This window comes from Absiella sp. AM29-15, assembly GCF_003434225.1.
Lineage (GTDB): Bacteria > Bacillota_I > Bacilli_A > Erysipelotrichales > Erysipelotrichaceae > Hoskinsella > Hoskinsella hominis.
In genome coordinates, this window is the sequence record NZ_QVFL01000001.1 from 170,299 (window position 1) to 182,458 (window position 12,160).

Genomic DNA, 12,160 nt, shown 5'->3' on the forward strand with positions numbered 1-12,160 from the left:
AAGCATGCCTGATTTACATATCAAATCATCAAGCATGCTTCCTTTTTCTACTATTTTTTCAACATGTACATTCTATTCCTATTAGCACCTATTGTTATAACGATATCCTCGTTTACCATTTCCTTCAATAACTGCCGAGCCCGCGCATCTTTAACATTTAGCAGTTCTGCAATATCTTTACTTTTCACTTTATCATGAGCCAACATATAATCATAAATCTTAGCTATATATGGATTTTCAATCATTTCTTTTTCTGTTTTCTTCAAAACTGGTAATATTTCCAATTCTAAAGTTGTTCTATCATGATTGAATTCTTGAATTATTTTTGGTTCTGGCCATCCATTCTCTTTCCAAACTGCATAAATTTGTGGTATACCACTTCCCGCACGTTCACTATACCCTATTAAAGAAAACATTTTCATGATAGCTTTATTTCGTGCGTCTGAGTATCCACCTTTAATTACTTTTTCAACTGGAACGCGTAATACACCAGAATTTGTAAAAATGATCTTTTTAGGATATCTTCTAATCACTACACCATATGCATCATAAAAGTTTGCGTTACATATGCAATTGATTAGACCTTCTCTTACTGCTATACTTGCTTTTGATTCAGATATTCGTTCGCCATACTTATCCAATTCAAATTTTACAGGAAATGCTTCGTTTATCAAAGGTATAATCCGAAAGAAGAAATCATAAATATTTCCACTCCAAGTCATATCATCACTTTTTATTCTATTAGTCCATCTGATAGAGTCATCTAAGATTTCTTCATAATCTAAAATATAATCTGCGAATTTTTTAACAATTTCATATTCATATCCAAACATTAATAATCCAGCTTCTGTCAATCTTAAATCACCATTTTTATCTCGATCCATACCATTTATTCTATATAAAAATTCTTCATCATCTAATTCTGACCAAGTATGATTTTTCATTCTTTTATCAAATCTTGCGCGATAAGAAGCAAGAGATTCTTTATCAATTTGTCTTATCGAACTATTTTCTACAATTTTAAAATCTTGTGTTCTATCGCTTTGGTCACGCAACATATTGCTAATTTCAAGCTTGCTACAATGATAATCTCCATCACCATCTCTACGATAAGTACCTGATAATAAATTATTATTTATATAAACTGGCTTATATTGTCGTGGAGCCATTGGTACATGTATCACTATAATATCTTTATCATTATATTTTTGTATAATGACATCTTCATCTGTTAATAAATTCATACTAATCTTTTGTACATTATTAATTATACTCCAAAAATCTTTTATTATTGATTGAACATTATCAACACCTGTAGGTATCAACTGTCCATTTTCATTCTCTTCAACACCTAAAATAATATAGCCTCCAAGCGTATTACAGAAAGCAGAATATGTTTCCCAAATAGATTTTGGTAATGTATTAGAGGCTTTTTTCCCCTCAATATTGACTGATTCTCTAAGATTTTCTAAATCCAACATAAAATCACCTCCATTGTTATTATATCACTTAAATTCAAATTATAAAGCATTTTATCGCTGATTTATCGCTATTTATCGCTGATTTATCGTCGTTTATCGCTGATTTATCACTACTTATCGCTGATTTATCGTCATTTATCGCTGATTTTAATTGAATTATCGCTGATATTCTAAAGATAAAAAGCAATTAAAAACCAAAAACAACATGATATAATGCTACCTATAGAAAAAAATTAAAAATATTTCGTCTTTTTTCAAACACAAACGTTAAATGTATGAAGGGAGGATTGTATGAAAGAGAAAGAAATCATAAGAAAACTTCAAGCCGGCGATGAAAATGAAGTAGAACACATTGTGAAAGAAAACTACCCTTTCGTCTATTCCTACCTTTATCGACGCTGTGGCAATCAGGATATCGCAAAAGAACTAACACAAGAAACCTTTTATAAATTTTTTCAAAATATTCATAGCTATGAACCAAAAGGAAAATTGCTGAATTATCTATACCGCATAGCGTTACATCTATTTTATGATGAAACAAGAAAAAGAAAGTTTTATACAGATGAAGAAATTGACTTTAATCAATTAAAAGATGAAAAAGAAAGTGTACAGGAAACCATCAATCGCAAACAAAAGATCAAGGATGTAAGAGAAATATTGAAAAAGTTACCAAGTCAGCATCAGGATATCTTAATTTTCCGATTTTATCAGGAATTGAAATTTAAAGATATATCAACGATTACAGGGCTTCCTGTATCAACTTTGAAAAGTCGTTATCAAGCAGCCTTAAAACTTGTGGAACAATATTGGAAGGAAGGTGAAGGATCATGAAAACAAAAGATATATTAGATGATTATATGATGGTTGATATTCCAAAAGATGATATCAATGAAACCATTTTACAAAGTAAAAAAATATTAAGACAGGCTCCAATACAAAAGCATGAAACTAATACCATTCGTCAAATGAAATTAATCATGCATTATCATTTCCCAAAACTATTTATCTTACAGGCTATATTAACAGTTATCATACTAAGCATGAGTCTTTCGGTATTATCTGAGGATTATGGAAAACTATATTTCATTCTAATCATTGGAAGTGTACTATTCTCCATGATATCTGCCGTGGAAATCATACGAAATCGTATGAACGATATGTGGGAAACAGAGCGTGTATGTACGATACGTATAGAAAAAATTATTGCCTATAAATTATTTGTTTTATCTATCACTACCTTTATTTCTATTTGTTTAATTGCGATGATTTTATCGTTGACACACCAAAATATATCCATATTCAAAATCTTTGCGACATCACTTCTTCCCTACATGATCATCACGACTTGTATCATACAATTAAAAGATCATTTAGAAACCATACAAGGCATCTTGATTGTTTATGTGGGAATGACCATGTTCTTTGTGTTAATTTATTTAAATCAATATTTTATATTCTATCAATCACAGTCAATTTTCATCTTTAGTTTTATCATCTGTATGTTGTTAAATATATGGAAACTAAAGCCAAAGGAAAGCTGAGGTATACTATGTGGAAACTTATGTTATATGAACTTAAAAAAATGTTTTACTCGCCTATTCAAAAAATTTTACTTATCTTGTTAATTTTATTCCCATTATTATACGCAACCTTTTATACGAAAGATATTAGTCCAAAATTACAAAGCTATTTCACTTCAATGAAAGGTGAAGTAGATCAAGAATGGTATGATAACATCGTATCGAAACTAGAATTAAATGAATATGGAGAACTTGTACATCCGGATGATGAAGATTCAAAATGCCTGTTTTTACTTTTGAATACAAAACAAATGATTTTAGATCAGGAATGGAATCAAATATCTGATCCTAATTATACTTTTATGCAGAAAGATATGAACAGCACGACTTTTACATTTGATAATTACAATGCCTGGAATACCCTGCGTAATTGTATAAACATGTTCTCTATGATTTATATCATCTATATCGTGTTCATGATTACACCCATATTTTCACATGAATATCAGGAACAAACATCAGATATCCTTCAAGCAAGTACACTTGGAAAATATAAGGTAGGATTGAGTAAAGTTTTATGCTCCTTCCTATTAATCATATCTTTACCAATGATTGCATATACCATTTATTTTATTTGGATATCCATTACCAAAGGCCTAAGCGAATATCCAATATCACTTGCGTTTCTTCAACACATGACACCATTTACTTTTCAAGAAGAATTTCAATATGGTCTTGGAATGCTCATCGTTGGTGGCTTAGGCTGTGGATGTTTTTCGATGTTTATATCTAACATATTTAAAAACAATTATATATCCATCACCATTGGCTTCTGCTTATTATTCTTACCACTATTTTTTCAGACAGAATTCTTCGGTTTTAGTATCATGCATTTATCGCCTATGATTTCCAGTATGCCTGCACAACTATTTGAAACAGGACCATTCATTCTCATAGGTGATCACATGATGTATTTCTATCAATTTGCATGTTACTTATGGATTCCCATTTCTATTATTTGTACAATTGCCAGTATAATCAAGAGTCGAGCACGAGAAGCTTAAAGGAGAACATTATGGAACTAACAATACAAAAACTAACAAAAACATATCATCAAAAGATTGCGGTAGATCATGTTTCTGTCAATTTACAACCTGGTATCATTGGTTTATTAGGGGCCAATGGTAGTGGAAAAACAACATTAATGCGCATGCTTGTGGATGTTTTAAAACCAACACAAGGTGATATTTTATGGAATAACCACCCCATCCATACTAATATTGAAGAATATCTTTCATGTGTGGGATATCTTCCCCAGCATGTTGGTGCCTATCCTTCTTTTAAGGTATATGAATTTTTAGAATATATGGGTGCCTTAAAAGGATTAAAACCTGCTTATACCAAACAACGGATTGATCATCTGTTGAAAGAATTGCATTTAACTGATCAGAAAAACAAAAAAATCAAAACCTTGTCTGGTGGTATGAAACAACGATTAGGTATAGCTCAAGCTATGTTAAATGATCCAGATATTTTAATCCTTGATGAACCAACAGTGGGTCTTGACCCAAAAGAACGTAATCAGTTTTCTATGCTGTTATCGAATATCTGTGAAAATAAAATCATATTACTCTCTACGCACATTGTTTCTGATATCGAAAATATTGCGCATAAAGTATTGATTATGAAAGAAGGAAGCTTCATTGATTATGATACCCCTGAAAACCTGTTACTACAGCTAGAAGGTAAAGTTTATGAGAAAAAAGTCACCATAAAGGAATTAAGCGAACTTTCTAAAACATGCGTTATCTGTAACCAAAAACAAGTAGGAAAAGAAAGTTATATTCGTTTTATTAGTGAAACTTTTGATGCTGATGCCACAAAGGTACAGCCTACCTTAAATGATGTATATCTATATCATTTTCAGGAGGAAGCCTTATGTTAACATTAATATGGTATGAATTTAAAAAATTGTTTCTTAAAAAATCTACCCTTGTATTAATCATTCTTATAACAGGATTAGGCTATATAGCTACTTCAGATAATATATCCTATATGAATGATGGTGTACAAGATACAATCGCATATACCGATGATATGCGCAAAATCACATCCAGTGAGTTAAAAGCTTATTGTAAATCTATACAAAAAGAATATGCAGGCTATATGGATGATGCCTGGAAACAAAAGATTGAAAAAGATTATCAAAGCGAAAAGATAAAAAGTTATCTTATAAATGTTGATGAAGCTATGATGATACAGACATATGGTAAGGATTGGAAAGTACAATTTGAAAAACAACCAGAAGTATTTGAAAATATAAAATATAAAGATGAATTAGATGGCAGAGCAACAGATACTGGAAAAAAGCCATTCTATGTGCTCGATTATACAACAACTGCCCGTTATTTGGTTTTATCTGATATCATCAGAAATGATATTGTCTTAATGGATCATCCTTGGAATCAAAACCTAAGTGAAGATATGATGGATGCACAGGGCAATTACAAACAGATGAGTTTCTTTATACCTGATGGTATTCTAAAATCAGAAACAAAAACTACCTACTTCAAAGAAAAGATGGATACAATATCAAATTTCTATTATGATGATACAACAGGATGGAATATATTATTAAATACGATGGCATCTACTCGCTTTGGATTAGCTCTTGCGATTATATTTATAGCCAGTCGAAGTATTAATTCTGATCAGGATGTTATAGATATCATAAAAAGCAGCCAATTGGGAAAAAAGAAAGCTGTGATTGCGAAATTAATTGCACTCCTATTATCCTGTGTTTGCTTTGTGGCTGCCTATGCCAGCATCTTTACACTTTATGTTTATATAACAACTGGATTAGGAAGTTGGCAGGCAAGCACCTATTTCTTAAACAATTATCCATCCCCTTATACCATCAAAGATACCTTTATCGGTGGCACCATGTTATTGTTGTGTGGTAGTATTACAGCTGGATTTGTATCAGCATTCCTATCCACATATTTCAAAAAAGGCTTTGTGTCTTTCGCATTAAGTTTATTAATTTTTGTTGCCCCTATTGTTTTACCAAGTAGTATAGAATGTCTATTTCCTGTAGAATACATGGATTTTAGTAGTATATATTTATCCACAAATATCATTGAAGTTTTTCATCAATGCTATTTAACACCTATTTTTATTCATATAATTACTGCCATCGTGTTTGTGATTTGTTGTGGTTTCATCATACCACGCTATCGTTCTTATAAAATATGTGAGTAGCATAATGAAAAAGATTTATGGGGTATACGCCTACATAAATCTTTTTTACTTCATTTTCATATCAAAACATCCCATTAATTCCATATCATAAACATCTTTTCCCAGAATATAAACAGGCAGATATACATAATTTAAACGCATGGGATATGATAAATCATTTCCTGCAATAGAGCCATAACAAATCCCTTTGATATCCGTATTCATATTATAAAGTGTTGCGGTAATAAGTTGTGGAATGATGTAATTTGTCTTAAACTTTGCGCCATCATTATCCAATGCCTTGATAGAACAAGCATATTTTAAAGGCATCGTATATAAAAAATCAATGACTTCCTTTCTGGTACGTTTATGATGCAAGATATATTCATAATCAATGGACATATCAAATAATGGAAAATCTTTCTTACATTTGCATTCACATAAACAAACGTTCTTTTTTTGTCCAAGCTCTGCATAAACACAATCCATACTAGAAGCAAGATATAAACAAGGAATGCCTGACAAGCTATAACGTTGATTGCCTATCAAATAGCGTTGGTTAAACGGGATATGGTAAAAAGATTTCACATCTGTGAGTGGTTTTTCACTGATTCTTCCTCGATATAATATAGCTGGCTGAGATCCAGGATTTTGAAAATAATCCATATAAATATCATCATGGATACGGTATTGTAGAAGATTTTGCATTTGGGAGGATGCCGTATTCACCCTTCCATATAAATAATTGATCCATATGTCATTGATCTTATTACGAATACGTTTTAAGGTGTTCATTTCTGATTCTTTTAGCACGCCGCTTTCTTCTATGATATGTAAGAAGGTACGTGTTTTTTTCATATAGGCTTTTCTGGTATCCACATCATATTCCTCACTGCTGCACATGGGCACCTGTGTCTGGAGTTCTTTTAAAAGCTCTGTAAGTTTCATGAAATCCCCTCCTCTTTTTCTTTAAGTTTATCATAAACATATGCTTCAATAAACAAAAGAATAAAAAAAGTAACTTTATTTTTTCAAGATACTTTACAAATTATATTTACAGTGTTATAGTATGGGTGTCATAAGCAAGGAGGCTTAACAATATGAAAAAATATGATGCAATCATGATTGGTTTTGGAAAAGGTAGTAAAACGCTGGCCGCTGAAATGGCAAAGCATGGAAAACATGTGGCAATGATAGAAAAAAGCAACCAGATGTATGGTGGTACTTGCATCAATGAGGGTTGTATCCCTTCCAAATCATTGATTATACAAGCAGATAAAAACGGATATACAAAAGCAGTAGAAAATAAAGAAGTACTGGTCACAAAACTGAGAAAGAAAAACTTCGATAAATTAGATCAGTTGGAAAATGTTGATGTTTATACGGCTACAGCACAATTTGTAAGTGATCATGAAGTACATATTAAAAATGAAGAACTGGATGAAGTTTTATATGGTGAAATGATTTTTATCAACACAGGATCAGAACCAAATATTCCTAATATTAAAGGTATTCATGATACAAAACACGTATATACAAGCGCAGAATTGATGAAGCTGACAGAGCTGCCAAAACGCCTTGCGATCATCGGCGGTGGATATATTGGTTTAGAATTCTCCAGTATGTACGCAAGATATGGCAGTAAAGTTACTGTGTTTGAACATGGGGAACGATTGGTAAAACGTGAGGATAAAGATATCGCTGATGTGATTCAAAAAGTTTTAGAATCTCAGGGTGTTGCTTTTGAATTCTTAAGCAGTGTAGAAGCATTTGAAAATGATGGCGAACAGGTTGTTGTTTCCTATAAAGATGCATCAGGAAATAATCATCGCTTAACTGTAGATGGTGTCTTACTAGCTGCTGGTAGACATGCAAATACAAAAGCTTTGGCTTTAGATCAGGCTGGTGTTAAAGTAGATGCACGTGGCAATGTAATCGTGAATGAACATCTACAGACAAATGTTCCTCATATCTATGCGATGGGCGATGTCAAAGGTGGTCTACAGTTTACCTATATTTCATTAGATGATTATCGTATTGTAAAAGATCATTTATTTGGTGAAGGAAAACGTACAACAGAAAATCGTGGAAACATTGCTTATTCTGTATTTATTTCCCCAACATTCTCCCGTGTAGGATTAAGTGAACAAGAAGCTTTAAAGGCTGCTCATAACATCAAAATCGCAAAGATGCCTGCTGCCGCAATTCCTCGTGCTAATGTCATCTCACAACCAAACGGTTTATTAAAAGCTGTGATTGACGCAGACACTGAACAAGTGTTAGGATGTGTATTGTTCTGTGCGGAATCAGAAGAAATGATCAACTTTGTGGCTCTTGCCATGGATCAAAAACTTCCATATCAGGCAATACGTGATCACATCTTCACACATCCAACCATGAGTGAAGCATTAAACGATTTATTTTCAAATGTATAATAAGTAAAGGAGGCATATATTATGTCAAATGTATTACATCCAAATGAAGTTGAATTTAATGAAATTATAAAAAAGAATGAAGTTGTATTTATCGATTTCTATGCATCATGGTGCGGCCCTTGTAAGATGCTGGCACCTGAAATTGAAAAGCTGGCAGAAGCATATGCTGGAAAAGTGGCAGTTTTGAAAGTTGATGTAGATAAAGAACCAAACCTTGCAGCACGTTTTGGGGTACAATCCATCCCAAATCTGTTTCTTATCAAAAAAGGAATTCTTGTAAATTCAGTTTTAGGATACCAGCCATATCCTAAATTAGTGAACTTTATAGAAGGTAAGTAATGGTTAATCCTAACGACATACTAAGCAATATTAGCTTACTTCTTATATTTACAGAAGGATTATTATCCTTCTTTTCGCCTTGTGTACTACCACTGTTACCTGTGTATATGGGTTATCTGGCTGGACATAGCAGTGGAAGTGAACCACATCCCCAAAGAAAAGTATTACTGTTTACCATCTGTTTTATATTCGGTATCTTCATAGCTATTTTCTTGATGAATATTGGAATCAGTGTCTTTAGCAGTTTCTTTTCTTCACATATGCTACTATTCGCAAGAATTGGTGGTATCTTAATTATTCTTTTAGGTATCCATCAATTAGGCATCATTAAATTTAAGACGCTAGAAAAAACGTTTAAAATAGGTATGAAGCCAAAGAAAACGATGAATATCTTTGTGGCATTTGCCATGGGATTTACGTTTAGTTTCGCATGGACACCTTGTATTGGTCCTGCCTTATCCAGCATTTTAATTCTGGCAGGTAGTTCTCAAAACTTCCTGATCAGTAATGGTTTAATGTTGATTTATGCTTTAGGTTTAACGATTCCATTTCTGATTCTTGGTATCTTTACCAATAAGGCATTATCATGGCTTTCCTCTCATAAAAAGATTATGAACTATACAGTAAAAATTGGCGCAGTCATTTTGATATTGATGGGAATCATGATGTTTACAGGTAAAATGAATACCATCACCAGCTATCTATCTCCATCCACAACACAAAAAGAAACTGTGAGAACGGATAAACAGACAGATACAGAAGAGAAAAAAGAACCAGAGAAAAAAGATGAAGAGCCTGGTAATACAGAAGTACCACCTCTTGATTATGTATTAAAGGATCAAAATGGCAACCAGATATCATTCAAGGATTATCGTGGCAAAGTGATTTTCCTGAATTTTTGGGCAACCTGGTGTCCACCATGTCAGGCAGAAATGCCACACATTCAGGCTTTATATGAAAAGTATAAAGATAGTAAAGATGTTGTAGTATTGACCATTGTTTATCCACCTGGTGAGAAAAATGGTGAACAAAGTGTATATGATTTCTTAAAAGAAAATAATTATACAATGCCTGTATTATTTGACTCTGATGGTGCTATAAGCAGTGCATTTGGCATTAGTTCCTATCCTACTACCATCATGGTGAAAAGAGATGGTATCCCATATGGTATCGCAAAAGGACAATTAACAAGTGATATTATGCAACAGATTATAGATAAAACCTTGGCAATTAAATAAATATATGTTTAAATAAAACAAAACATTAGGGAATAATGAACGAAAAGGGATGATAACATGAAAAAACAGTATGATTTACCTTGTAATATTGCGCAGAGTTTAAATCTGATTGGTGATAAGTGGACACTATTAATTTTACATTCCGTGAAATGTGGCCATCACACATATAAAGAACTGCAGGATGCTTTAGAAGGTATCCCCACAAATCTATTAAGTAAACGATTAAAAGATCTATGTGAAGATGATTTATTGAAATGTTCTTTATATTCACAACACCCCCCACGCTATCAGTATGATTTAACTGAAAAAAGTGAAGATTTAGATGATGTATTTAATGCCATCTTGATATGGGGTGACAAGCATTTAGATAAAAGCTATAAATGCTTAAAGTATAAAGAAGCAAATGTAAAAATCGCCTATGTAAATGAAGCTACTGGTGAATTGATTGATCCGAAAGATTTATGTGTAGAAGAAAAGTGAGGATGTTGTGTCCTCACTTTTTGTTTGTTTGAATATAAGCGATTAATGGTTTTAAATAGCACTCATCTGTCCAATCATGTTGTTTTCCTAATGCGGATATCAGTGCTTCTTCCCAAGGTTCATAGGTGGCAGGATCCTTTTTCGCTACTACCTTTTTTAACATTTTACACAAGGTACGATCTTTAAAGCTCATCTTATCCTCATCCCATGCACCTCTGCCATAAAATAATGGAAGATCGCTGTATTCCCCTTTTAAATTATGATTCTTTATTTGTAGGATTGCTTTTTCATCATATGGAGAAGCCCCTACACAAAAGATTGCCACAATTTTATCTTCCATATCAGAATAATTTTTCTGAAGCACCTGTAATCCAGATATTCCACTCGCATAGACTGCGCCTGCTAATACAATTACATCATAATGCTGTATCATAGATGTACGAAAATCGCTCACTTTCACCATATCAAAATCATATAATTCTGCCAACATTTTGGCATATTTTTCTGTCGCACCATATTTTGATTTGTATATTACTAATTGATTGCTCATATTATTCTCCTTTAACAAGCGCCTGTTCGATCGCTTTCATGATACATTTACTACTCACTGTTGCTCCAGATATGGTATCTACATCAAGAGATTGCGTTTTTATAATATCCTTTACAACTTTTTCTGCCTTGCCTCCAAGACCATTTTCATGTTTTACAATCGCAATATCTACCATCTTATGATTTTGAACAGATACCTGAACCACCACTGAAACTGGCACAATACCATATTCCCCTTCATAAATTCCATCATCAATCTTTTCTAAATCAGGTGTTTTCATGCTAAGCCTATCCGCCTGATCTACAATATGGTTCATGGCAAATACACCACCTATGATCAGCAATAAACAAATACATCCAACTATAATAATTCCTTTATGCTTCATCTTTACTAACTGCACTTTCCAAATGTTCAATACCATCATACAGCTTCATCATCAAATGAAATAACATCTCCATTTCCTCATCTGTGTAGACTTCAAACAGAAACTTTAATTCCTTTTGATATTGATGGAAAGTATTTTCAAAAAAGTCCTGTACCTTAGCAGTAGGACAAATACATTGTGCCCTTGAATCTTCTGAACTTGTTTGAATTTTTACATAACCTTTTTTCTCTAACACACTGGCGATTTTTTTTATATTCTGTCTTGAGCATCCCAATAGCTCCCCCAATTGTGTAAATGTCATTTGTTTATCCGCATGACGTATTGTGGATAACAACATAAATTGTTTTAAAGATATATCTGGTATATGCTGATCAAATATCGTTTGAAGCTTATTCCCAGCGATAAAAATGGTGTTGAATACTGCCTTTTGCTGGTTTTCTTTTGTGTCAGAAAACTTCTCAATCAAATCTTTTAATTCCATATAGGCCTCCT

General features: G+C 32.7%; 14 protein-coding genes. 9 read left to right on the forward strand and 5 right to left on the reverse strand.

Annotated features, from left to right (window positions below; all coding sequences use genetic code 11):
* Nucleotides 1–50 precede the first annotated feature (50 nt).
* Entirely contained in the window at nt 51–1,481 is a 1,431-nt protein-coding gene (locus tag DW761_RS00875) for an RNA-binding domain-containing protein (RefSeq protein ID WP_117516152.1), read from the reverse strand.
* 291 nt (nt 1,482–1,772) lie between these two features.
* Here DW761_RS00875 and DW761_RS00880 point away from each other — a divergent pair, with 291 nt between their 5' ends.
* From DW761_RS00880 to DW761_RS00900, 5 genes are all read left to right on the forward strand, one after another.
* A complete protein-coding gene (locus tag DW761_RS00880; protein ID WP_117516153.1) occupies nt 1,773–2,312 on the forward strand; it encodes an RNA polymerase sigma factor in 540 nt (179 codons plus the stop codon).
* Nucleotides 2,309–3,022, forward strand: a complete 714-nt coding sequence (locus DW761_RS00885; protein ID WP_117516154.1) for a hypothetical protein — start codon at nt 2,309–2,311, stop codon at nt 3,020–3,022. The genes DW761_RS00880 and DW761_RS00885 overlap by 4 nt, the downstream gene beginning before the upstream one ends.
* Before the next feature lie 158 nt (nt 3,023–3,180).
* Nucleotides 3,181–4,065 (forward strand): hypothetical protein, encoded by an 885-nt coding sequence (locus DW761_RS00890; RefSeq protein ID WP_333782690.1) that lies wholly within the window; start codon nt 3,181–3,183, stop codon nt 4,063–4,065.
* 11 nt (nt 4,066–4,076) lie between these two features.
* The gene (locus DW761_RS00895) at nt 4,077–4,946 is read left to right on the forward strand and encodes an ABC transporter ATP-binding protein (protein ID WP_117516156.1); all 870 of its coding nucleotides are present in this window, start codon (nt 4,077–4,079) and stop codon (nt 4,944–4,946) included.
* The gene (locus DW761_RS00900; RefSeq protein ID WP_117516157.1) at nt 4,940–6,262 is read left to right on the forward strand and encodes a hypothetical protein; all 1,323 of its coding nucleotides are present in this window, start codon (nt 4,940–4,942) and stop codon (nt 6,260–6,262) included. Before DW761_RS00895 ends, DW761_RS00900 begins: the two co-directional genes overlap by 7 nt.
* A gap of 45 nt (nt 6,263–6,307) precedes the next feature.
* On the opposite strand, the gene DW761_RS00905 is transcribed toward DW761_RS00900, so the two are convergent.
* The gene (locus DW761_RS00905) at nt 6,308–7,189 is read right to left on the reverse strand and encodes a hypothetical protein (RefSeq protein ID WP_117516158.1); all 882 of its coding nucleotides are present in this window, start codon (nt 7,187–7,189) and stop codon (nt 6,308–6,310) included.
* Nucleotides 7,190–7,341: 152 nt separating this feature from the next.
* Here DW761_RS00905 and DW761_RS00910 point away from each other — a divergent pair, with 152 nt between their 5' ends.
* The 4 genes from DW761_RS00910 to DW761_RS00925 are packed head-to-tail and all read left to right on the forward strand — an operon-like array spanning nt 7,342 to nt 10,733.
* Nucleotides 7,342–8,676, forward strand: coding sequence for an FAD-dependent oxidoreductase (locus tag DW761_RS00910; protein ID WP_117516159.1), 1,335 nt, complete (start codon nt 7,342–7,344; stop codon nt 8,674–8,676).
* A gap of 21 nt (nt 8,677–8,697) precedes the next feature.
* Nucleotides 8,698–9,015 (forward strand): thioredoxin, encoded by a 318-nt coding sequence (gene trxA / locus DW761_RS00915; RefSeq protein WP_117451224.1) that lies wholly within the window; start codon nt 8,698–8,700, stop codon nt 9,013–9,015.
* Nucleotides 9,015–10,253, forward strand: coding sequence for a cytochrome c biogenesis protein CcdA (locus DW761_RS00920; protein WP_117516160.1), 1,239 nt, complete (start codon nt 9,015–9,017; stop codon nt 10,251–10,253). Before trxA ends, DW761_RS00920 begins: the two co-directional genes overlap by 1 nt.
* A gap of 57 nt (nt 10,254–10,310) precedes the next feature.
* Entirely contained in the window at nt 10,311–10,733 is a 423-nt protein-coding gene (locus DW761_RS00925) for a winged helix-turn-helix transcriptional regulator (protein ID WP_117451220.1), read from the forward strand.
* Between the two features lie 13 nt (nt 10,734–10,746).
* Here the strand turns inward: DW761_RS00925 and DW761_RS00930 are convergent, their stop codons facing one another.
* The 3 genes from DW761_RS00930 to DW761_RS00940 are packed head-to-tail and all read right to left on the reverse strand — an operon-like array spanning nt 10,747 to nt 12,149.
* The gene (locus tag DW761_RS00930) at nt 10,747–11,283 is read right to left on the reverse strand and encodes a flavodoxin domain-containing protein (RefSeq protein WP_117516161.1); all 537 of its coding nucleotides are present in this window, start codon (nt 11,281–11,283) and stop codon (nt 10,747–10,749) included.
* A gap of 1 nt (nt 11,284) precedes the next feature.
* Nucleotides 11,285–11,668: an FMN-binding protein gene (locus DW761_RS00935; RefSeq protein ID WP_117516295.1), complete on the reverse strand. Its 384-nt coding sequence runs from the start codon at nt 11,666–11,668 to the stop codon at nt 11,285–11,287.
* Nucleotides 11,658–12,149, reverse strand: coding sequence for a MarR family winged helix-turn-helix transcriptional regulator (locus DW761_RS00940; protein WP_117516162.1), 492 nt, complete (start codon nt 12,147–12,149; stop codon nt 11,658–11,660). Before DW761_RS00940 ends, DW761_RS00935 begins: the two co-directional genes overlap by 11 nt.
* Between the last annotated feature and the right edge of the window lie 11 nt (nt 12,150–12,160).